This is a genomic window from Actinoplanes sp. NPDC051861 (assembly GCF_040681145.1).
GTDB lineage: Bacteria > Actinomycetota > Actinomycetes > Mycobacteriales > Micromonosporaceae > Actinoplanes.
The window spans coordinates 181,359-202,678 of sequence record NZ_JBFAYE010000006.1; the positions used below are offsets into that span (position 1 = coordinate 181,359).

Below are 21,320 nucleotides of genomic sequence, written 5' to 3' on the forward strand. Positions count from 1 at the left end.
AGGACCGGACCGGTGCGTGGCTCACTCTGAGTGATGCGGCAAGCCGAGTACGTGTGCAGCTCGCCTCGCTGCCGGGACTGCTCTACCGGATCAGCACGGCGCCGGACTCGGGTGTCGTCCCGGTCGTGAGCCGGAGCGGCGGGCGCGTGTCGGTGCGACTGCGGTCGACCGGGCGGGACGGTCTCGACGAGGTGCGGATCGTGCTGAACCGGGACGTCCGCTGGGACATCCGGCTACCGGCGGGCGCGGGGGAGCAGCAGCTGCTCCTGCGGCAGGGCCGGGTCACCCGGGTCGATCTCGGTGCGTCGGGGCTGGCGGAGCTGTCGTTGCCGGATCCGGAGGGGACCGTGCCGGTGACGTTCGTGGGCGGGATCGGTACGGCGGTGGTGATCGCGCGGACCGCGGCCCCGTTCAAGATCCGGTTCGACCAGGGCGCCGGTGCGGTGACGGCGCCGTGGGCGGTCAACAACGGCACGGCGGCCGGGACGGTGCTGCGGGAGAGGGGGTACGCCCGCGCGGAGGACCGCTACCTGCTGCGGGCGAAAGGCGGACTCGGCAGCCTGACCCTGCGCCGCCCCGCCCGGGATCTGAGCGCGGGGGTCGGGCCTCGGGGCGGGTGAGTGGGCAGCTCCGCCCGGCGGGCGCGGCAGAGGCGTGCCGTGGCAGTCGGGTCGCGGGTCTGCCGGGGCAGAGCGGGATCGAACGTACCCTATGAAAGGTTTGAGAATGACCCGAAACGGCCGTGACATGCGGGACGGCCGCCCGGAGACGGCCGTCCCGCGATCAGAAATCTAGATGCCCGGTCGGTCTACTTGGCCGCGCCAGGCGCCGGTCTCGATGCCGCCGCGGCTCTCGATGAACTCCTTGAAGCGATGCAGATCGCCCTTGACCCGGCGGTCGATCACGCCGAGCTTGTCGCCCGCCGTCTCGACGAAGCCCTGCGGGTCGAAGTCCATCTGAACGGTGACCCGGGTGTGGCTGTCGTCGATGCGGTGGAAGGTGACCACGCCGGCCTGCTTCTCGCCCTCGGTGGCGTGCCAGGCGACGCGCTCGTCGGGCAGTTGCTCGGTGATCTCGGCGTCGAACTCGCGCCGGACGCCCGCGATCTCGGTCTTCCAGTGAGTGTGGGTGTCGTCGAGCTGCTTGATCTCCTCGACGCCCTCCATGAACCGAGGGAACTCCTCGAACTGGGTCCACTGGTTGTAAGCGGTCCGTACCGGGACGTTGACGTCAACGAACTCGGTAACCGTACTCACGTGGTACTCCCTTCACTTGCTTCACTTTTCCCCGTTGCATGAAGGGGTGCCCGGCACTGACGGGCCTAAACGCCGAGCTCGTGGGTAGCGTGCGGTTGTGGAGACTGTGGATGCGATCGTGATCGGCGCCGGTCACAACGGGCTCGTGGCGGCGAACCTGCTGGCCGACGAGGGCTGGTCGGTCCGGGTGCTGGAGGCCACCGCGCAGCCGGGCGGCGCGGTCCGGTCCGGATATGTCACCGCGCCCGGCTACCTGTCCGACCTGTTCAGCTCGTTCTATCCGCTCGGGTACGCCTCACCGGTCCTGCGTGCCCTGAACCTGGATCTGCGCTGGACCCACGCGCCGGATGTGCTCACCCACGTCCTGCCGGACGGCCGCACGGCGACGATCAACCGGTCTCTGGAGGTCACGATGGCCTCGATGGAGCAGTTCGCCGCGGGGGACGGCGAGCGGTGGCGGCACGCGTACGAGGACTGGACCGACGTCTCCGACCGGATGCTGGACACGCTGTTCACCCCGTTCCCCCCGGTGCGCGGCGGTCTGCGCCTGGCCCGGCGCCTCGGGGTGGGCGGCTCGTTGCGGCTCGGCCGCCGGCTGATGCTCTCGGCCCGGGAACTCGGGTCGGAGCTGTTCCGCGGCGAGGGCGCGAAGCTGGCGCTGGCGGGGTGCGCGCTGCACACCGATCTGTCGCCGGAGGAGGCCGGGGGCGGGGTGTTCGGCTGGCTGCTCACGATGCTCGGCCAGGAGGTGGGCTGGCCGGTGCCGGTGGGCGGCGCGCAGCAGATCACGTCGGCTCTGGTTCGGCGGCTCGAGGCGCGGGGTGGGGAGATCGTGTACTCGGCGCCTGTTTCGAAGGTTCTCGTGGCGCGAGGGCGGGCCATGGGGGTGCGCACTGTCGACGGGCGCGACTGGCGGGCGCGGCGGGCGATCATCGCGGATGTGCCGGCGCCGGCGTTGTTCCTGGATCTGGTGGGCGCGCGGTGGTTGCCGCCACGACTGGTGGAGGATCTGGCGCACTTCCGGTGGGACGGGGCGACCCTGAAAATCGACTGGGCGGTGAATTCCAAGATCCCGTGGAGGAGCCCGGTGAGCGCCGGAACAGTCCACCTAGGCGCAGATTTAAACGGTTTGACGCGATATTCCGGTTATTTGGCTACTGGGGAGGTTCCGTCGGATCCGTTTGTGCTGCTCGGGCAGATGACCACGGCGGATGCCTCGCATTCGCCGGAGGGGACGGAGTCGGTGTGGGCGTACACCCACCTGCCGCACCGGGCGTCCTGGTCGGCGGGGGAGATCGAGGAACAGGTGGGACGGGTCGAGGCGGTGGTGGAGTCGCACGCTCCAGGGTTCCTTGGCCGGGTTGTGGGGCGCAACGTCTTCGCTCCGGGGGACATGGAGCGGGAGAATCCGTCGTTGGTGGGTGGGGCGCTGGGCGGGGGGACGTCGGCGGCGTTCCAGCAGTTGTTCCTGAGGCCGGTGCCGGGGTTGGGGCGGCCGGATACGCCGGTGGATCGGTTGTTCCTGGGTAGTGCTTCGGCGCATCCGGGTGGAGGGGTGCACGGGGCGCCGGGGGCGAACGCGGCTCGGGCGGCGGTGGCGCGGGACCGGGCGCTGACCGGGGCGGCCTATCAGGCGGTGGTGGGTGCCGCTCACCGAGCCGTCTACCGGTGAATGCGCTGTCGAATGCCATCGCGTTCCTGACCCGATGAAACAGGGGTCCGGGCGCACGAGCCCGGTCCCCGAACGACTACGCGGTCCCCGCCCGCCGGTAATCGTGTGCGCGCTCCGCGATGTCCGCCAGCCGCCGCAGAGTCTCGATGTTGCGGCGGTGCAGGATCAGGTCGTTGACCCTGTTGCGGATCCAGAGCAGCGGCCCCGCCTCGAAATCCTCGTGGATCACCACCCGGGTCGTGTTCTCACTCGCCGGCTCCAACCGGATGTCCACGATCGCCGCGCCCAGCGGCCACAACCCCGCGTTCAGCCGCAGGCGACGGCCCGGCTCGCAGGCCAGGACCGTTGACGAGTCGTGCAGGGAGAGCGGCCACGGACCCGCCTTGTGGTGGAGTTTCGACCCCGGTGTCGGCCAGTGCGGGTCGACGTCCCTGATGTGTACCGTGCCCACCACCCAGTCGCTGTAGCTCCAGCCGTCGGCGAGGACGGAGAAGACTCGTTCGGGCGGGGCCTGGACCGTACGCGCAACTGTCGCCACGGCAGCACGATTACCCTGCTGGCGTGGGTCGTAACGGCCCGGCCATGTTTACGTCCTGACGTGCCGGGCAACTGGCACCCTCGTATCCGATTCCGGCTGGAGGAGACCCCGTGCGAATTGCGATGATCTCCGAGCACGCCAGCCCGCTCGGCGCGGGCGATCAGCACGCGCATGTCGCCGAGCTCTCCGGCGCACTGGCTGAGCTCGGCCACGAGGTCCGCGTCTACACCCGGCGTGAGGACACCGACGTGGCCGAGACGGTGCTGACCCCGGGCGGCGTGCATGTCGTTCATGTCGCCGCCGGACCGGCCCGGCCGCTCCCGCCGGACATGCTGCTGCCGCACATGGGGGAGTTCGCGCGGGTGCTCAGCGAGCAGTGGACCTCCGGCGACTGGGCACCGGACGTGGCGCACGCCCACTTCTGGACCAGCGGTCTGGCCGCCGTCACCGCGGCGCGTCAGGTCGGCATCCCGGTGGTGCAGTCGTTCCACGAGCTGGGTGCGCCGGTCACGGCCGATTCAGAGACCGGGCCGTCTCGGTCCGGCTATGAGCGAGCGCTCGGCCGGGCGGTGGACCGGGTGGTGGCACAAACCCAGGAAGAGGTACGAGGACTCGTGCGCATCGGCGTCCCGAGGGCGCGACTCTCGGTCGTACCGGCCGGTGTCAACAGCGACCGGTTCACGCCCGAGGGGCCGGCCGCGCCGCGCGACCCGGAACGTCCCCGGATCCTCTCCGTCGGCAAGCTCGTCGAGCGCAAGGGCTTCGGTGAGGTCATCCAGGCCATGCGGTACGTGCCCGGCGCCGAGATGATCGTGGTGGGCGGCCCGTCTCCGGACCAGCTGCCCGCCGACCCGGGCGCCAAGGTGCTGCGGGCGATGGCCGAGCAGTTCCGCGTCGCCGACCGGTTCCGCCTCGTCGGCTCGGTGCCCTACCGCGACATGCCGTCCTGGTACCGCTCCGCCGACCTGCTGTACGCCACCCCCTGGGAGGAGCAGGCCGCGCTCGAGGCGATGGCGTGCGGTGTGCCCGTCATCGGTGCCGCCGGTGGGGCGCTGACCGAGACAGTCGTGGACGGGCTGACCGGTGACCTGGTTCCGGCCCGTGACCCCAGGGCGCTCGGCGGGGCGCTGCGACGGCTGGTCAACGACAAGGTGCGCCGGTTCACGTACGCGACCGCCGCGCTGGACCGCGCCCGTCAGGCGTACTCCTGGAAGCGTGTCGCCGCGCAGATCGGCTCGGTCTATTCGACAGTGACCGGCCGCCGCGCCACCCCGTCCGGGGCGAGCACGGAGGCGATGGCTTAGTACCGGTGCAGCCGGGCATCCACCGATCGGTTGATCGCCGTTCTCGCTCGCTGTTCGATTCGGGCACGGGGGTGTTCCGGCGACGCTGAGTGCATGACAGTCATCGAGGTCAAGAACCTGGCGAAGAGGTACGGCGAGACCGTCGCCGTTCGGGACGTCTCGTTCACCGTCGAACCGGGGGAGATCTTCGGGATCCTCGGGCCGAACGGTGCGGGCAAGACCACCACCGTCGAGTGCATCGCGGGCCTGCGTACCGCGGACTCGGGGACCATTTCCGTACTCGGGCACACCCCCGGCGACCGGGAGCTGCGCTCGAAGGTCGGCGTGCAGCTGCAGGAGTCCGAGCTGCAGGAGAAGCTGACCGTCCGCGAGGCGCTGGAGCTGTACAGCGCCTTCTACCCGGACCCGGCCGACTGGCGCAAGCTCGTCGCCGACCTGGGTCTCGAGGCGAAGCTGAAGACCCGGTACGGCAAGCTCTCCGGCGGCCAGAAGCAGCGCCTGTCGATCGCTCTCGCGCTGATCGGCAACCCGCGGATCGCGATCCTGGACGAGCTGACCACCGGCCTCGACCCGCAGGCCCGCCGCGACACCTGGGACCTGATCTCCTCGATCCGCGACCGCGGCGTGACGCTGCTGCTGGTCACCCACTTCATGGAGGAGGCCGAGCGCCTCTGCGACCGGATCGCCGTGATCGACAAGGGTGAGGTCGTCGCCCTGGACACCCCGTCCGGCCTGGTCGAGCGGACCGGCGACGAGGTGCGCATCCACTTCCGCCCGTCCACGCCGATGGACGACGAGCTGCTCACCGTCCTGCCCGAGGTCCACACCGTGCGCCGGCACGGCGACCGGATCGAGGTGGTCGGCAACGGCAACCTGCTGAACGCGGTCGTCTCGGTGCTCGCCCGCAACGGCATCGTCGCCGCCGAGCTGCGCATGGAACAGAACACCCTGGACGACGCCTTCGTCCACCTGACCGGCCGCACCATGAACGGCGAGGAGTGACTCCGATGACCTTCGTCAAACTCACCCTGAACGAGTTCCGGATCAGTCTCCGCGACCCGCTGTACGCGTTCTTCACCGTACTGTTCCCGGTGCTTCTCATCGTGATCCTCGGCAACGTGCCGCCCATGCGGGAGCCGGTGCCGGGCATCGAGGGCCTGCGGATCATCGACCTCTACGCCGGCATCGTCATCGGGATGTCCATCGCCATCATCGGCCTGCAGGGGATGCCCTCGGTGCTGGCCACCTATCGCGAGCGCGGGATCCTGCGACGGCTCGCCACCACACCGGTCGGCCCGACCATGCTGCTCGGCGCACAGCTCGTCATGAATTTGATCACCGTGTGCGTGGCCGGCGTCCTCGTCCTGGCCGTGTCGAACCTGATGTTCGACGTGCCGCTTCCGGAGGCGCCGCTGACGTTCGTGCTCGCGATCCTGCTCAGCTGCTCCGGCGCGTTCGCGATCGGCCTGCTGCTGGCCGCCCTGGCACCGACCGGCAAGACCGCCAACGCGATCGGCACCGTCCTGTTCTTCCCGTTCATGTTCGCCGCCGGGCTGTGGGTGCCCCGCGAGGTGATGCCCGACCTCCTGCGGCAGATCGGCGACTACACCCCGCTCGCCGCCGGGCAGAACCTCATGACCGACGCCCTCACCGGACAGTCGCCGAGCCTGCACTCGGTTACCGTGCTCCTGGGTTACCTGGTGATCTGCGGGGCCGCCGCGGTGAAACTGTTCCGCTGGGAGTAACGGTGATGCTGGAAGCCGAGGCGCAGGAGGGCTCCCCCGAGGTTCGGGAGTGGTGGCTCACCTGGCTGACGTACGGAACCCTGATCGGGTCGCTGGTCCTGGCGCTGGCGACCCGCGACGTCGGCCTCCCCAACCGGCCCCTGTGGCTCATCGTGGGGCTGACCGTCGCGACCGCGGCCTGGATGTTCTGGTGGATCACCCTGCACCCGCAGTGGTCCACCCGCCGGCCGTACATGATGGTCTACCTGGCCGGGCTGTTCGCCCTCTGTGGAACGCTCGTCTGGACCAGCCCGTTCTACGGCGTCTTCACCTGGACCGGATACCTCTTCGTCGCGTACGCGCTGCCGGTCGGCCGGGCCCGGATCCTCGGGGCGATCCCGGTGGCCTGCATCGCGGCAGGCTCGCAGATCGGCGGCTTCCAGAACGTCGGCTGGGACTTCACGATCCTCCTCTACCTGGCCGTCCTCGGCTGCAACCTGCTGATCGCCACGGTGATGCTGAGCGTGGAGAGCAAGACCGAGCAGACCGCCGCCCGCCGCGACCAGATGATCGACGAGCTGGCCGAGGCGAACGCGAAGCTGGAGGCGGCCCTCAAGGAGAACGCCGGTCTGCACGCCCAGCTCGTGTCGCAGGCCCGCGAGGCGGGTGTCCTCGACGAGCGGCAGCGGATGGCCGGCGAGATCCACGACGTGCTCGCGCAGGGACTCACCGGAATCGTGACCCAGCTGGAGGCGGCCGAGGCGAACCCGGTCGAACGCGACCGGCACCTCGCGGCGGCGAAACGGCTCGCCCGGGAGAGCCTCACCGAGGCGCGCCGGTCGGTGCAGGCGCTGCGCCCGCAGCACCTGGACGCGGCGCGGCTGCCCGAGGCCCTCGACGAGGTGGTGCGCGGCTGGGCCGGGCTGCACGGGGTGCGCGCCGACCTGACCACCACCGGCATGGCGCGGCCGTTGCTGCCGGAGATCGAGACGACGCTTTTGCGTACGGCGCAGGAGGCGCTCGCCAACGTGGCCAAACACGCGGCGGCCGGCCGGGTCGGCCTGACGCTGTCCTACATGGAGGATGTGGTGACCCTGGACGTCCGTGACGACGGCAACGGTTTCGACCCGGAGGCCGAGCGGGAGCTCACCGAGGAGGGCGGCTTCGGGCTGCGGGGGATGCGCGAGCGGCTCGGCCGCATCGCCGGAACGCTGGAGGTCGAGTCGGAGCCGGGTTCGGGGACAGCGATCTCCGCTTGCGTACCGGCCATCGCGATCGGAAGTGCCGCATGATCAAGCTGGTCATCGTCGACGACCACCCGGTGGTACGCGACGGTCTGCGTGGCATGTTCGACGGCGACGACCGGTTCACGGTGCTGGGCGAGGCCGGCAACGGCCGCGAGGCGCTGGCCGTCACCGAGGCGGTCGGGCCGGACGTCGTGCTGCTCGACCTGCGGATGCCGGTGATGGACGGCGTCAGCACGATCCGCGAACTCAAGGCCCGCGGCTCGGCGGCCCGGGTGCTGGTGCTGACGACGTACGACACGGACAGCGACGTGCTCCCCGCCATCAAGGCGGGCGCAACCGGCTACCTGCTCAAGGACACCCCACGCGAGGACCTCTTCCGCGCCGTCATAGCAGCGAACCGCGGCGAGTCGGTCCTCTCCCCAGCCGTCGCCGGCCTGCTGATGGGCGAGTTGCGCTCCCCGGCGAAGGAGCCGCTGAGCCAGCGCGAACTGGAGGTGCTCACGCTGATCGCGCAGGGCTGCTCCAACCGCGAGACCGCCGGCCGCCTGTTCATCAGCGAGGCCACCGTGAAGACCCACCTGCTGCACGCGTACGCCAAACTGGGCGTCCGCGACCGCGCCGCCGCGGTGGCCACGGCTTTCGAGAGGGGCCTGCTGGGCCGCGACTGACCATCCGTCAGCTGAACAGTCGGTCCAACGAAGCGCCTGCGCCGCCCGCCGTGACACTCAGCACCGCCGCGGCGCCGGCCAGCTTCCACCGGAAAGCCTCCAGCATCCCGATCCGCTCGCCGTTCCGCTGTTGCTCGGCCTCCAGCTCGGCAGCCAGCTTCTCCAGCTCCGCCCGCAGCCCGGACACCTCCTCGCGAAGCTCGGCCCGCACCGCCGCGACCTGCTCCCGGCTCTCGGCTCGGCTCTCAGCGATCGCCGTCCGCAGATCTCCGATCAGCCGGCTCAGATCGGAGAACCCGTTACCCACGGTTTCACGAAGGGCGATCATCCGCTCGTCGAGCCGAGCCTGGGCCACCTCCTGCTGCATCTGGTCCACCTACGAGCGATCACCGTCCATGATTCGCGGTCCCTCAGTGCCGCAGTTCGACGCGGAGGTTGGTGGTGTCCGGGAGGATGATTGCGGGGGCGTCGCCGCGTTGCCAGGACTCGGGGAGCAGGATCCAGCGCTTGGCGTTGAAGACGAGCAGGCGCAGGCCCGAGTAGCGGTAGCGGTACCGCGCCGACTTCGAGAGGGACTCGCGGTGTACGCCGGGCAGGTGCAGTGCCAGGTCGGTGGTGCTGTAGAGGACGGCGTGCGGCTGGCGGTCCAGGGCGGCGGCGACGTCGCGGGCGGTCTGGCGGCCGGCCTGTTGTGCCTGGATGCTGCAGGACCAGAAGAGGCCGAGCAGGACGACGGCGATCACCAGGGCTCTGCGTAGGAAGACCGGCATGTGGCCGCGCCGGTCGACGGTCGTGGCGAACATGCCGAGTTCCGCCAGGAGGCCGCCGCAGACGAGGAGCAGAGCGCCCTGTGGTGGTGGCGTCGGCTGGGCGAGGTCGAAGAGGACGACGAAGCCGAGCGACAGCGACGCGACGGCCAGGCCGCAGAGAGTGGTGGCCAGTGGGAGCCGGGCGCGGGGTGACCGCCGTACCGCCGCCGTGACGGTTCGCATCGCGACGAAGACCACCACTCCGATCAGCACCATCGAGGCCGCCGGGCGGAACGCCAGGGTCGCTCCGCGTAGGAGGTAGTCCTGGCTGCTGAAGCCGACCAGTTGGGGGTCGACGCCGAACCAGGAGAAGTAGGCGCGGGTCCGGATCCAGGCCAGGAAGTACAGGATGCCGCTGAACAGCGCCAGTGGCGTCACCAGCAGCGTGATGTACTCCAGCGAGCCGTGTGTCGCTGCGAACCCGGCCGCGAACCGTTCACTCTCGGCGCGGCGTGCACGGCTCTGCCTGCTCACGGCGTCGGCTTCGGGTCGGGCTCCGAGGGGACCGCCGGCACCGGCACGTGCTGCGAATCGAGTCCGGGTACCGCCGGATCCGTCGCGTTGTCCGTCGTGGGCATCGTGGGCAGGTCCATGCCGGGCAGAGCCGGATCGGTCGGCCACGGGCCGGTCGGCTCCGGCTCGGGGTCCGCTGTGCCGGTCGCCGGGGGCATGGGGTCAGCCGTCGGCGAAGGAGCCGGTCTCGGCTTCCGTTTCTTCTTCTTTCTCGGTTTCTGCTTGCGTTTGACGCTCTCGGGCTCCGGGGCCGGGGCCTCCGCCCGCGGGTCGACGCCGGGCATGTCCGGGCCGGCGCCGATGCGGCCCTGGCAACCCGAGCCCAGCGCCACCGCGATCACCAACGGCAGCGCCAACACAATCGACCGGCGAACCGGACCTAAATGGTGCATACCGACATTCTGCACCTTGAGGTCAAATGAGCCTAAAAGACAAACCGGCCCGGACCCTCGACGGGTCCGGGCCGGTTTGTTCGGCCGAGAATTACCAGTGGCGGTAGTCGGACTGGGTCTGGGCGTTGAACTGCCAGGTGCGCTGCCACTCGGCGTTGCCGAGGCGGTGGTCGGTCACCTTGAGGACGTCCAGGCCCTTCTGGATGTCGTTGGAGTAGATGTAGCCGTTGTACCAGTACGCGGACCACGAGCCGCCGAGGATCAACTGGGTGGTGCTGAGCGGGCCGCGCTCCCAGTACGCGATCTCCTTGGGCTTGCTGGAGTTGGTGAAGTCCCAGACCGAGATGCCGCCCTGGTACCACGCCTGGACCATGATGTCGCGGCCCTTGACCGGGATCAGCGAGCCGTTGTGGGCCACGCAGTTCTCGGTCGCGGCGTTCTCCCGCGGGATCTTGAAGTAGCTGCGGAACTCGAGCTTGGCCTTCTTGCCCTTGCCCTTGATGTCGTAGATCGCGTCGGCGCCGAGGTTCGGGCCGATCGTCGGGTTGCAGGTGGCACGGCCGCCGCCGCCGAGCTCGTCGGTGAAGACGACCTTGGTGCCGTCGTTGTTGAACGTGGCCGAGTGCCAGAACGCGAAGTTCGTGGTGTCCCGGACCGAGGTGATCACCTTCGGCTCGGCCGGCTTGGAGATGTCGAACAGCACGCCGTCACCCATGCAGGCGCCGGCCGCGATGTTCTTCGACGGGTACGCCGTGATGTCGTGGCAGCCGGCCGTGGCGCTCTGCCCGGTCGGGCCGCCCGGGTAACCGCCGTCCGGGAAGAGCACCGGCTCCGCGACCACGGCAGCGGCGGCCGGGTTGCGCAGCGGAACCTTCACGATCGAGATCTTGTCGTGCGGTGCCGCGCACTCCGGCGGGTTGCGGAACACGTCGTACGAGGACACGTAGACGTACACCGACTTGTCCCAGCCCTTGCCGGGAACCAGCGTCTGGGTGTGCGAACCGCAGTCGGTCTTGACCGAGGCCACGTACTTCGGGCTCCGCGGGTTGCTGATGTCGAAGACCTTGATGCCTTCCCAGCGGTTCTCGACCGGGGCCGGCGCCGAAGTGCTCGCGCACGAGTCGTCGCTGCGCGGCGAGTCGGTGCCGAGGAACAGCAGGTGACCGTAGACCGAAACGTCGTTCTGCGAACCGGGGCAGAGAACAGCCGCGGCCTGCTTCGGGTCACGCGGGTTGCTGATGTCGTAAACGGTGAAGCCGTTGTAGTTGCCGCTGTACGCGTACCGGCCCTGGAACGCCAGGTCCGAGTTGAACGAGTCCTGCGCGGCGAAGATGTCCGGCTTGGGATCGTTGGCGATCTGCTTGATGTTCGGGCTGGAGACGATCTCGTCGACTCCGGGAATCGGCGCCGCCTCCGCCTGCGCCGCGCTCGCCGGTGCGACCACGATGCTCGACACGAGCACCGCCGCGCCCAGATACACCAGGCGCTTGAGCCGCCCTCGTGGGGCAGTTCGGTTCATGGAGCTCCCTCCGGCTGAGGAGGTACTGTGGCACACCGCGCGATGACACGGACGCGCACAGTACGAATGACGTTCGTCGTTACCATAGTCGTCAATGCGGGGTCCTGGTGATCTCGAAATGGCACCGGGAGGCGTCGTATGACCCGACAGCGCGCGTGGATGCGTGCCGCAGTACTGGCCGCGGTCCTCGGCGCAGGCGGGTTCGCGCTGGTCAGCTGCACCGACGAGGAACCGCCGAAGCAGGCGGCACCGAGTGCGAGCTCCGAGCCGGTTCCCGTGATCTTGCCGGGCAAGCCGGGCGAGTCCGCCGCGGTGAGCGACGCGGGTCAGGTACGCGCACCGGACGGATCGACGTACAACACGATCGACGCGACGTTCGCCCAGATGATGATCGCCCACCACATCCAGGCCCTCCAGATGGCCGAGCTGGCACCGAGCCGTGCGGGAAACTCACAGCTCAAGGCTCTTGCGGCGCGGATGCAGGCGGCACAGCAGCCGGAGATCGAGTACCTGCGCGACTGGCTGGCCGACCGCGGCAAGCCGGAGAGTGACCCGTCTCACGATCATTCCACCATGCCGGGTATGCAGACCGAGGCCGCTCTCGCCGCGCTGACCGGATCCAGCGGCGCCGATTTTGATCAGCGGTTCGTCACGATGATGTCCGACCACCACCGCGGCGCGCTGCAGATGGCCACCGACGTGCTCAACGGCGGCACCGACCGGATGCTGTCGGAGTTCGCCAACGAGATGGCCGTCGAGCAGAGCGCCGAGATCAACCGGATGGCGGATCTCAAAATCTAGAGAACCGGCCCGGTCGAGTCCCGGACGATCAACTGGTGGCCGGTGGCGCGGCGGCGCGGGCGGCCGGCTTTCGGCTTGAGGGCGAGTTCGAGCGCCATCCGCCCCATGTCGGTCATCGGCAGCCGGATCGTGGTGAGGCTGGGCGCCAGGTCCGCCGCCACCGACACGTCGTCGAAGCCGACCACCGACATCCGGCCCGGCACGTCGATGCCGCGCTCGCGCAGGGTGGCGAGCACACCCATGGCCATCGCGTCGTTCAGCGCGACGATCGCGGTGACCTCCGGATGGTCGCGCAGGATCTTCTCAGTGGCCACCCGGCCGCCCTCGCGGACGAAGTCGGTGTGCACCACCGGCATGTCCGCCAGTGACAGCCCGGCGTCGCGCAGTGCTGCGGCCACCCCGGCCAGCCGGTCGATCACGGTATTGAGGCCCGGTGTGCCGGCGACGACCGCGATCCTGCGGTGCCCGAGGTCGATCAGGTGCGCGGTCAGAGCCCGGCCGCCGGCCTCGTTGTCCGGTAGCACGGCGTCGGTGCCGAGCGCGTGCCGGCCGATCACCGCCACCCGGCCGCCGGTGTCCTGATAGCCCGCCAGCACCTCTTTCGCGAGGGCCTCGGCGTGCGGGTCGCCGTACCCGGAGCCGGCCACGATGATGACGCCGACCCGCTGGGCGATCAGGTTGCGGATCTGCCGCAGCTCGTGGTCGGGGTCGCGGCCGGAGTGGCAGATCTGCACCAGCAGGTTCTGCTCGTCGGCCAGCTGGATGACCCCACCGGCGATCTCCGAGAAGTACGGGTCGTCGACCTGGTGCACGATCAGGCCGACCGTCGGACTGGCGCCGCCGGCGAGCGTACGCGCGAACGGATTGGCCACGTACCCGAGCTCGCGCGACACCTGCCGGACCCGGTTCGCCACCTCCTCGCTCACGCCCTCGCGACCGGCCAGCGCGCGTGACGCGGTGGCGATCGAGACGCCCGCACGCTGGGCCACGTCGATGAGGCGCAGCCCGGGACCCGGCTTCGGCACGAGATCTCCTGAGCTATTGCTGGTGATCAATATCTAAGCATAGAGTACGTAAGCGCTTACGGAAGCGCTTACGTACTCGGTGCAAGGGAGCGTCCGAGGATGTCGAAAATTGGGAAAGCCCTGGCCATAGCCACGATTCTGACACTCGGCGCCTGCTCCGGCGGCGACGGGGGCGACAGCGGTGAGAGCACGGACGAGCCAATCGTCATCGGCGTCTCGCTACCACTGACCGGCGACTTCTCCGAGCCCGGCAAGGGCGTGCAGCAGGGGTACGAGGCGTGGGCGAAGGTCGTCAACGACAAGGGCGGACTGCTCGGCCGCCCCGTGGAACTCAAGATCCTCGACGACCAGTCCAATGCGGACCGGGTCGTCGCCGACTACGAACAGCTGATCGGCAAGGACCAGGTCGACCTGGTCTTCGGCCCGTTCTCCACCCGCCTGGTGGTGCCTTCCGCCCGCGTCGCCGAGGAGTACGGAATGCTCTTCGTCGAGCCGGCCGGTGCTGCCAAGGAGGTCTTCGAGCAGGGGTTCAAGAACCTCTTCTACGCCGCTCCGGCGGTCGCCAACGACCACTACAACTACCTGGCCGAGCACATCCTCACGATGCCGGCCGACCAGCGTCCCAAGACCGCGGCCTACGCGGCGATGGACGACCCGTTCGCGCAGGGCACGGCGTACGGGCTGAAGGCGAAACTGGAGGCCGGCGGCGTCAAGACGGTGGTGAACGAGGTCTATCCGCCGAACACCACTGACTTCAGCGGTATCGCCGCGAAGATCGCCGACTCCAAGGCCGACGTGCTCGTCGGCGGCTCGCAGTACCAGGACGGCGTGAACCTCATCGTCGCCCTGCAGCAACTCGGCTACCAGCCGAAGCTGGCCGCGTTCTCGACCGCGCCGACCAACCCCGAGTTCGCGAAGGCGGTCGGCGACAAGACCGAGGGGATCCTCTCGCCCACCGGTTACAGCCAGGACGCGCCGTACGAGAGCAACAAGGAGTTCGTCGAGAAGTACACGGCTCAGTTCGGCAAGGCGCCCGAGGAGGACCAGGCCAACGGCTACACCACCGGCCAGGTGGTGGCGGCAGCGGTCGCCGCGGTGGGCTGCGCCGAGCAGGGCGACTGTCAGAAGAAGCTGGTCGACTGGGTCCGGGCGAACGAGGTCCAGACCGTCGTCGGGCCGCTGTCCTGGGACGACACGGGGAAGCCCCAGGGCGCTCACATGATCCAGCAGTGGGTCTCCGGCGACATCAAGATCGTTCTCCCGGCGCCCGTCAAGGAGGCCGAGTTCATCTATCCGAAGCCGGCATGGTGATGCGCTGATGCCATCCGGCGCACTGCTGTTCCAGAGTGTGCTCCTGGGGCTGTTGCTGGGCGGGCTCTACGCCCTGCTGGCCTCAGGGCTCACCCTCTACTTCGGCATCATGCGGGTCGTGATGATCGCCCACTCGGCGTTCCTCATCCTGGCCGCGTACCTCGCGTGGTGGCTGCACGAGCGGATCGGCATCGACCCGCTGCTCTCGATGGCCGTCTCGGTTCCGCTCTTCTTCGGCGCCGGCGTCCTGCTGCAGCGGCTGCTTCTGACCCGCCTCCGACCAGCCACGCTCACCATGATGTCGGTGCTGCTGACGTTCGCGGTGGCTCTGATCATCGAGGGCCTGCTCGGCTACGTGTTCACCGGGACCCAGCGGCGCGTGCAGCTCGGCTACGGCTCGGCGAGCATCGAGCTGTTCGGCGCCCGCATCGCGGTGGTCAAGCTGATCGCGTTCGGTCTCGCCGCGGTGGCGCTGACCACGCTCTACGTACTGATGAAGCGGACCCGGTTCGGCTGGGCGCTGCGCGCGACCATCCAGCACCGGGACGCGGCGCGGCTGCTCGGCATCGACACCGAGCGGGTGGCCGGGTTCGGCTTCGGCATCGGCCTGGCCACCGCGGCCGTCGGCGGCACCGCGCTGTCGCTGGACACCACGATCTACCCGTCGCTGCACTGGCACTGGATCGGCCCGCTCATGGCGATCATCGTGGTCGGCGGCCTGGGCAGCGTGCCCGGCGCGGCGATCGCGGCGATGGTCCTCGGCATGGCGCAGAGCCTGCTGCAGATCCCGATGGGCACCACGTGGGCGCAGACCGTCTTCTACGTCGCGCTCTTCGCGACGCTGGCGTTCCGACCACAGGGATTCTTCGGAGGTCGTCTTGCCCAGCGTTTCTAGATTGCTGAAGATCGGCGGCATCCTGCTGCTCGCGGTGGGGATCCTCGTCTTCCCGAGCATCGCGCCGAACCCGTACATCCTCTCCGCCGGTGTCCTGGTGCTCAACTACGCGGTGCTGGCCACCTCGTGGAACTTCGTCGGCGGATTCACCGGCTACATCTCGCTCGGTCACGGCGCGCTGGCCGGCCTCGGCGGCTACGCCACCGGCCTGTTGGTGGTCAAGGGCGGACTTTCGTCCTTCCTCGCACTCTTCGTGGGTGCCGCGCTGGTTGCCGCCGTCGCGGTTCCGATCGGTTTCGCTGCTTTGCGGGTACGCGGAGCGTCATTCGTCATCGTGTCGATCGCTCTGGTCCTGATCCTTCTGCTGGTGTTCCAGAGCTGGTCGTCGGTCACCGGCGGATCCCGCGGTCTGGTCGTTCCGCGGCCGTTCGACCTGACCCGGCCCGAGCACCATCGGGTCTTCTACTACCTGTTCGCCGGGCTGCTCGCCGTGGCGCTGCTGGCCTGGTGGCTGATCGACCGGTCCCGGTTCGGGCTGGGACTCAAGTCGATCCGCGAGGACGAGGACAAGGCCGAGGCTCTGGGCACCGCGACGTACGCGTACAAGCTCATCGTCTTCGTCGTCTCGGCCGGATTCACGGCGCTGGCCGGCGGTCTCTACGCCCTGTGGTTCGGCGACCTCGACCCGGTCTTCCAGTTCTCCATCCTCACCGGCTCCTACCTCGTGCTGATGGCGCTGCTCGGCGGCGTCCGGCAACTGTTCGGGCCGGTGGTCGGCGCGCTGATCGTCGGCTCGGCGCTGGAGTACTTCAAGGTCGAGTACGGCGACACCCCGCTGCACCTGGTCGCCACCGGTGTCCTGCTCGCCCTCGTCGTGCTCTTCATGCCGGACGGCGTGCTGCCCGCGATCGGCGATCTGATCAAGCGGTTCGACCGTTCCGAGCGCGCCTCGATCCGTGAGGTGACCGCGGCCGAGCTGCGCGAGCAGCGGCTGCAGAACGCGGGAGGCTCGACATGACCCTGCAGACCACCGACCTGCGCAAATCATTCGGCGGGGTGACCGCCCTGGACGGCGCCACGGTGGCGTTCCAGGCCGGCAAGGTGAACGCGCTGATCGGCCCTAACGGGTCCGGCAAGACCACCTACTTCAACTGCGTCACCGGCATGATCAAGCCGGACAGCGGCACGGTCGAATACGGGGGGCGCGACCTCACCGGCAGGGCTCCGCACCGGATCGCGCGGGCGGGTCTCGGGAGGACCTTCCAGCTCTGCCGGACGTTCCCCCGGATGACGGCCCTCGAAAACGTGCTTTCCTCCGTACCCCCCAAAGGTTTTCTGAATGCTCTGCGTGGCGCGCGTGGCCGCAGTGAGATCGAGCGGGCGATGGGCTGGCTGACCCGCCTCGGCATCGAGCATCTGGCCGGCGCCGAGGCCCGCGACATGTCGTGGGGCCAGCAGAAACTGCTCGAGCTGGCCGGGGTGCTGATGGCGGAGCCGGAAACCGTGCTGCTCGACGAGCCGGCCGGTGGGGTGAACCCGGCGCTGCTGGACCGGATCGGCGCGCTGGTGCGCGAGCTGAACGCGGAGGGGCGCACCTTCGTGATCGTCGAGCACAACATGGACCTGGTGATGAGCATCAGCGACCACATCGTGGTCTTCGACCGGGGCCGGCCGATCGCCGAGGGACCGCCGTCCGCCATCCGCACCGACGAGCGCGTTCTGGGGGCATACCTTGGCGTCTGAACTCTCCCTCGTGGACGTCGTGGCCGGATACGGCCGGGCAGCGCCGGTGCTGCGCGGCTTCAGCGTCGAGGTGCCGGCCGGGAAGATCGTGTGCCTGGTCGGGCCGAACGGCGCCGGCAAGTCCACCGTGCTGAAGTCCGCCGCCGGGCTGCTCAAACCGCGCGACGGCCGGGTGCTGGTCGGCGGCGAGGACGTCACCGGGCGCGGGCCGCAGGCCATGCTCGCCGCCGGAGTCTCGCTGGTGCTGCAGGGACACAGCGTGTTCAGCGAGATGACCGTCGAGGAGAACGTGCTGCTCGGCGCGTACACGATGCGCGACAAGGCCCGCGTCGCCGAACGCGTGGCCTTCGTGAAAGAGGTCTTCCCGGTGGTCGCCGACCGCTGGGGATCGCTCGCCGGTCTGCTATCCGGCGGGCAGCAGAAACAGGTGGAGTTCGCCCGGTCGCTGATGGTGGACCCGAAGGTGGTCCTGCTCGACGAGCCCTCGATGGGGCTCGACCCGAAAGCGACCAGCACGGTGTTCGACCAGGTCGTGCGGATGCGGGACGCCGGGACGGCGGTGCTGCTGGTGGAGCAGAACGCCCGGCGCGCCCTGGAGACCGCCGACCTGGGGTGCGTGCTCGATCTCGGGCGCGTGCACATCTCCGGGCCCGCCCGGCAGCTTCTGGCCGATCCGCAGCTCGGGGAGCTCTACCTCGGCGGGCGTCCTGCCGAGCCTCGTGTTCAACCCAAGATCTGAAAGGTCGCCCATGAGACTCGCGTTCGCTGTCTCGATGGTCCTGATCCTCAGCCTGGGAACACCGGTCAATGCGGGTGACAGCGGCCCGCGTGACGTACACCCATCCCTTCGGTCCGATCTCATCGCCTTCTACGACTTCGATCATCCGATGCCGGACGACCCGGCTCTGGAGCGTGACCTCGGCCGGTCCTCCACGGAGATCGAACTGATCAACGGCGGCACTGCGTCTCGCGTCGTCGATCCTGCCTATCCCGGTGCTCGGCGCGCGTTGCAGACTCGGCAGGTTGGGGCCGAATTGTCCAACGATGACTGGAAAGCCGGGATTTATTCACCCACCGGCGTGCGCACGCTGCGCGCCTTCAACGCCGTCGGTGGCACCACGGTGCTGGGCTGGTTCAAACGCTCCATGGACGGCCCGGCGCTCAACACCGTCACACCGGCACCGGACGACCGCTACAACGCGATCGGGCTCGCCGGGCTCCTCACCGGTGACTCCGAGGGGCACGCCGTACGCGCGCTCCTCGAACTGATCAATGTGGAGGGCACGCTTCGCCTGGTGGCGCTGGGCCGGCGGATCGACGGCGGGGCGTCGCAGACGTTCGCGGCCAGTGCCGACTGGCAGACCCTGCTGCCCAAGGACCAGTGGGTCCACCTCGCCGCGACGTTCGACTTCAACGCCGGGACCATGGCGCTGTATCGCAACGGCGTCCCGGTGGAGGGGTTCTACACGGTTGCCGGTGATCCGTGGGGGGTCTCCGGGCCCGGCCCGCACGTCACGAGTGCTACCGATCCGCGTGGGATCAAGATCGGCGGGAGCTTCCCGCAGAACACCGTGGAGCGCAATCCGTGCGACTGCCGGATGGACGCGCTCATGTTCCTCGATCGTTCGCTGTCGGCACGGGAGATTGCTTCTCAGTATCGCTTCATGAAGTCACGGGGGTAGCGGCATGATTTTATCCGGATTTCTGTCTACATTGCTGCTTTTTTCGGGGGCGCCGCTTGCGGCTCCTCCGGGTGAGCCGATCGACGACCCGGTCGTCGTGGAGCCGTCGGCGTCCCGCCTCGGCCTGGTACTGACCGATTACGCCTCCTTCCCGCAGTCCAACCCGACCCCGGCGCCGACCGACGTCCGGCTCATGCGGCACGCCCGGATCAACACGATCATGGAAGTGCCGGACGGCTCCGGCCGCCGGGCGGTGCCCGACCTGAACGGCAACCTGTACCTGGTGAAGAACGGCGTGCCGCACGTCTACCTCGACGTGGCCGCCACCTTCGCACCGCAGTTCTTCTCCGGGCGCGGGCTCGGACAGGGCTTCGGGTACGTCACGTTCCACCCGGACTTCGCCGGCAACGGGAAGTTCTACACGATCCACACCGAGCAGGCGTCCCAGGTCACCGTTACGCCCGACTTCCAGCAGTCCGGGACCACCCTGTTCCACGGCGTGGTCAACGAGTGGACCGCGACCGACCCGGCCGCGGACACGTTCGCCGGCACCCGGCGGGAGATCCTGCGTGTCGGCTTCGCCGGCCAGATCCACGGGATCCAGGAGATCAACTTCAACCCGACGGCACGACGGGGGTCGTCGGACTACGGCAAGCTCTATCTGGCGGTCGGTGACGGCGGGATCGGCGTACGCACGACCGACCCGCAGAACCTGGCACTCCTGCACGGCAAGCTGATCCGCATCGACCCGGCCGGCACGAACTCGGCCAACGGTAAGTACGGCATCCCGGCCGACAACCCGTTCGCTGCTCAGGCCGGCGCGCTCGGGGAGATCTTCGCGTACGGGTTCCGCGACCCGCACCGGTTCAGCTGGGACCGGGCCACCGGAAAGCTGTACCTCGGGCACATCGGGGAGAAGTCGACCGAGGCCATCTACGAGGTGCGGCCCGGCGACAACATGGGCTGGAGCGAGCGCGAGGGCTCGCTGGTCTTCGACAAGACCGCCACGAACGTCTGCGACCGGCTCTACCCGCTGCCTCCGAACGACGCCGATTTCGGGTACGTGTACCCGGTCGCGACGTACGACCACAACCCGGCGCCGGGCTGGAACTGCACCGACGACGTCGGCGTGGCGGTCGCGGGTGGCTTCGTCTACCGCGGCAACGACATCCCGGCGCTGCGCGGCAAGTATGTCTTCGGCGACCTGGTGGCGGGCACCGTGTTCTACACCGAGGCGTCGGAGATGCGCCGCGGCCGTCCGCCGGCGACGATCCACCGGCTGCACCTGTTCACGCCGGCCGGTGAGTCGGTGCGGATGCAGCAGCTGTCCGGACCCGGTGCGCCCGGCAACCCGGAGCGGGTCGACCTGCGGTTCGGCACCGACAGCAGGGGTGAGCTGTACATCCTGGCCAAGGCGAACGGGAAGATCTGGAAGGTGACCGGTCTCGCGACGTTCGCGGACGAGCCGGTCGGGAACACCCGGGTGCGCAACACCGCGGGCGCGGCGAACTGGGCGCCGGTCACCCCGGCCAAGTGGCAGTTCACCAACCGCGAGATCATCCTGGCCGAGGCGGGTGCGGAGCGGCCCGGGCCGCGGCGGCCCTTCGAGTACGCGGTATTGACCAAGGGACCGGCGTTCTCGAGCGTCGAGATCAACGCTTCGGTACGTCTCGACACGCCGGTCGAGATCTCGAACCGGGATGTGATCATCGTGTTCGGCTACCAGTCGGACACGCAGTTCTACTACGCCCACCTCTCCTCCGATAACACGATTTATCCGCATAATGGGATTTTCCGGGTGGACAACGCTGACCGGTTCCGCATCGACTACCAGTGGAACGGGCGGTCGCGGGGCGCCAACCCGGCGATCACCGACGCGAGCTGGCACTCGGTGCGGGTGAAGCATGTGCCGTCCACCGGCGAGATCGCGGTTTACGTCGACGGGTGCGCCGACCCGGTCATGACGGCGGTAGACCGAACGTTCTCCTCCGGTCGCGTCGGCTTCGGCTCCTTCGACAACATCGGCCGCACCCGCGACTTCACCGTCACCGGCACTCCCGCCACCTAACCCCCTTTTCAGTGTGTGGAGTTGGGGCGCACATGACGTCCCAACTCCACACGCAAGGGGGTGAAGTGCTTGTGTGTGGAGTTGGGGTGCGGAGGGCGGCTGAACTCCACACGCAATGGGGTGAAGTGCTTGTGTGTGGAGTTGGGGTGCGGA

At 69.0% G+C, this 21,320-nt stretch carries 22 protein-coding genes; 15 read left to right on the top strand and 7 right to left on the bottom strand.

All coding sequences use genetic code 11. The features are described from left to right. Nucleotides 1–53: 53 nt before the first annotated feature. The gene (locus AB0M02_RS19530; RefSeq protein WP_364228563.1) at nucleotides 54–620 is read left to right on the top strand and encodes a hypothetical protein; all 567 of its coding nucleotides are present in this window, start codon (nucleotides 54–56) and stop codon (nucleotides 618–620) included. A 171-nt stretch (nucleotides 621–791) separates the two neighbouring features. Here the strand turns inward: AB0M02_RS19530 and AB0M02_RS19535 are convergent, their stop codons facing one another. Next, the gene (locus tag AB0M02_RS19535; RefSeq protein ID WP_364228565.1) at nucleotides 792–1,256 is read right to left on the bottom strand and encodes an SRPBCC family protein; all 465 of its coding nucleotides are present in this window, start codon (nucleotides 1,254–1,256) and stop codon (nucleotides 792–794) included. Nucleotides 1,257–1,353: 97 nt separating this feature from the next. On the opposite strand from AB0M02_RS19535, the gene AB0M02_RS19540 reads away from it, so the two are divergent. Continuing rightward, a complete protein-coding gene (locus AB0M02_RS19540) occupies nucleotides 1,354–2,928 on the top strand; it encodes an NAD(P)/FAD-dependent oxidoreductase (protein ID WP_364228567.1) in 1,575 nt (524 codons plus the stop codon). Nucleotides 2,929–3,004: 76 nt separating this feature from the next. Here the strand turns inward: AB0M02_RS19540 and AB0M02_RS19545 are convergent, their stop codons facing one another. Next, a complete protein-coding gene (locus AB0M02_RS19545) occupies nucleotides 3,005–3,466 on the bottom strand; it encodes an SRPBCC family protein (RefSeq protein WP_364228569.1) in 462 nt (153 codons plus the stop codon). Nucleotides 3,467–3,576: 110 nt separating this feature from the next. Between AB0M02_RS19545 and AB0M02_RS19550 the strand changes: the two genes are divergently transcribed. The 5 genes from AB0M02_RS19550 to AB0M02_RS19570 all read left to right on the top strand — a co-directional run bounded on the left by AB0M02_RS19550 (nucleotide 3,577) and on the right by AB0M02_RS19570 (nucleotide 8,409). After that, nucleotides 3,577–4,770: a glycosyltransferase gene (locus tag AB0M02_RS19550; RefSeq protein WP_364228571.1), complete on the top strand. Its 1,194-nt coding sequence runs from the start codon at nucleotides 3,577–3,579 to the stop codon at nucleotides 4,768–4,770. A 93-nt stretch (nucleotides 4,771–4,863) separates the two neighbouring features. After that, nucleotides 4,864–5,772, top strand: coding sequence for an ABC transporter ATP-binding protein (locus tag AB0M02_RS19555; RefSeq protein WP_364228573.1), 909 nt, complete (start codon nucleotides 4,864–4,866; stop codon nucleotides 5,770–5,772). Between the two features lie 5 nt (nucleotides 5,773–5,777). Further along, nucleotides 5,778–6,515, top strand: a complete 738-nt coding sequence (locus AB0M02_RS19560; protein WP_364228575.1) for an ABC transporter permease — start codon at nucleotides 5,778–5,780, stop codon at nucleotides 6,513–6,515. A gap of 5 nt (nucleotides 6,516–6,520) precedes the next feature. Further along, nucleotides 6,521–7,786 carry a sensor histidine kinase gene (locus AB0M02_RS19565; protein WP_364228957.1) on the top strand — a complete coding sequence of 422 codons (1,266 nt, stop codon included), beginning with the start codon at nucleotides 6,521–6,523 and terminating at the stop codon, nucleotides 7,784–7,786. Next, nucleotides 7,783–8,409 carry a response regulator transcription factor gene (locus AB0M02_RS19570; RefSeq protein WP_364228577.1) on the top strand — a complete coding sequence of 209 codons (627 nt, stop codon included), beginning with the start codon at nucleotides 7,783–7,785 and terminating at the stop codon, nucleotides 8,407–8,409. Before AB0M02_RS19565 ends, AB0M02_RS19570 begins: the two co-directional genes overlap by 4 nt. Nucleotides 8,410–8,416: 7 nt before the next feature. On the opposite strand, the gene AB0M02_RS19575 is transcribed toward AB0M02_RS19570, so the two are convergent. From AB0M02_RS19575 to AB0M02_RS19590, 4 genes are all read right to left on the bottom strand, one after another. Further along, nucleotides 8,417–8,776: a hypothetical protein gene (locus AB0M02_RS19575; RefSeq protein WP_364228579.1), complete on the bottom strand. Its 360-nt coding sequence runs from the start codon at nucleotides 8,774–8,776 to the stop codon at nucleotides 8,417–8,419. 43 nt (nucleotides 8,777–8,819) lie between these two features. After that, nucleotides 8,820–9,692, bottom strand: a complete 873-nt coding sequence (locus AB0M02_RS19580) for a hypothetical protein (RefSeq protein ID WP_364228580.1) — start codon at nucleotides 9,690–9,692, stop codon at nucleotides 8,820–8,822. Further along, nucleotides 9,689–10,087 (bottom strand): hypothetical protein, encoded by a 399-nt coding sequence (locus AB0M02_RS19585; protein ID WP_364228582.1) that lies wholly within the window; start codon nucleotides 10,085–10,087, stop codon nucleotides 9,689–9,691. The genes AB0M02_RS19580 and AB0M02_RS19585 overlap by 4 nt, the downstream gene beginning before the upstream one ends. 127 nt (nucleotides 10,088–10,214) lie before the next feature. Continuing rightward, nucleotides 10,215–11,642 (bottom strand): hypothetical protein, encoded by a 1,428-nt coding sequence (locus tag AB0M02_RS19590; protein ID WP_364228584.1) that lies wholly within the window; start codon nucleotides 11,640–11,642, stop codon nucleotides 10,215–10,217. A 138-nt stretch (nucleotides 11,643–11,780) separates the two neighbouring features. On the opposite strand from AB0M02_RS19590, the gene AB0M02_RS19595 reads away from it, so the two are divergent. After that, nucleotides 11,781–12,443: a DUF305 domain-containing protein gene (locus AB0M02_RS19595; protein ID WP_364228586.1), complete on the top strand. Its 663-nt coding sequence runs from the start codon at nucleotides 11,781–11,783 to the stop codon at nucleotides 12,441–12,443. Here AB0M02_RS19595 and AB0M02_RS19600 read toward each other — a convergent pair. After that, nucleotides 12,440–13,468 (bottom strand): LacI family DNA-binding transcriptional regulator, encoded by a 1,029-nt coding sequence (locus AB0M02_RS19600; protein WP_364228587.1) that lies wholly within the window; start codon nucleotides 13,466–13,468, stop codon nucleotides 12,440–12,442. The genes AB0M02_RS19595 and AB0M02_RS19600 overlap by 4 nt on opposite strands. 99 nt (nucleotides 13,469–13,567) lie before the next feature. Here AB0M02_RS19600 and AB0M02_RS19605 point away from each other — a divergent pair, with 99 nt between their 5' ends. From AB0M02_RS19605 to AB0M02_RS19635, 7 genes are read left to right on the top strand one after another with little or no spacing between them, the layout of a single operon-like run. After that, nucleotides 13,568–14,779 carry an amino acid ABC transporter substrate-binding protein gene (locus AB0M02_RS19605; protein WP_364228589.1) on the top strand — a complete coding sequence of 404 codons (1,212 nt, stop codon included), beginning with the start codon at nucleotides 13,568–13,570 and terminating at the stop codon, nucleotides 14,777–14,779. 7 nt (nucleotides 14,780–14,786) lie between these two features. Continuing rightward, nucleotides 14,787–15,674: a branched-chain amino acid ABC transporter permease gene (locus AB0M02_RS19610; protein ID WP_364228590.1), complete on the top strand. Its 888-nt coding sequence runs from the start codon at nucleotides 14,787–14,789 to the stop codon at nucleotides 15,672–15,674. A 1-nt stretch (nucleotide 15,675) separates the two neighbouring features. Further along, nucleotides 15,676–16,692, top strand: a complete 1,017-nt coding sequence (locus tag AB0M02_RS19615) for a branched-chain amino acid ABC transporter permease (RefSeq protein ID WP_364228591.1) — start codon at nucleotides 15,676–15,678, stop codon at nucleotides 16,690–16,692. After that, nucleotides 16,689–17,417, top strand: coding sequence for an ABC transporter ATP-binding protein (locus AB0M02_RS19620; protein ID WP_364228593.1), 729 nt, complete (start codon nucleotides 16,689–16,691; stop codon nucleotides 17,415–17,417). Before AB0M02_RS19615 ends, AB0M02_RS19620 begins: the two co-directional genes overlap by 4 nt. Further along, a complete protein-coding gene (locus AB0M02_RS19625) occupies nucleotides 17,407–18,156 on the top strand; it encodes an ABC transporter ATP-binding protein (RefSeq protein WP_364228594.1) in 750 nt (249 codons plus the stop codon). The genes AB0M02_RS19620 and AB0M02_RS19625 overlap by 11 nt, the downstream gene beginning before the upstream one ends. 10 nt (nucleotides 18,157–18,166) lie before the next feature. Further along, a complete protein-coding gene (locus AB0M02_RS19630; RefSeq protein ID WP_364228596.1) occupies nucleotides 18,167–19,099 on the top strand; it encodes a LamG-like jellyroll fold domain-containing protein in 933 nt (310 codons plus the stop codon). Nucleotides 19,100–19,130: 31 nt separating this feature from the next. Continuing rightward, nucleotides 19,131–21,167, top strand: a complete 2,037-nt coding sequence (locus AB0M02_RS19635) for a PQQ-dependent sugar dehydrogenase (protein ID WP_364228598.1) — start codon at nucleotides 19,131–19,133, stop codon at nucleotides 21,165–21,167. Nucleotides 21,168–21,320 lie beyond the last annotated feature (153 nt).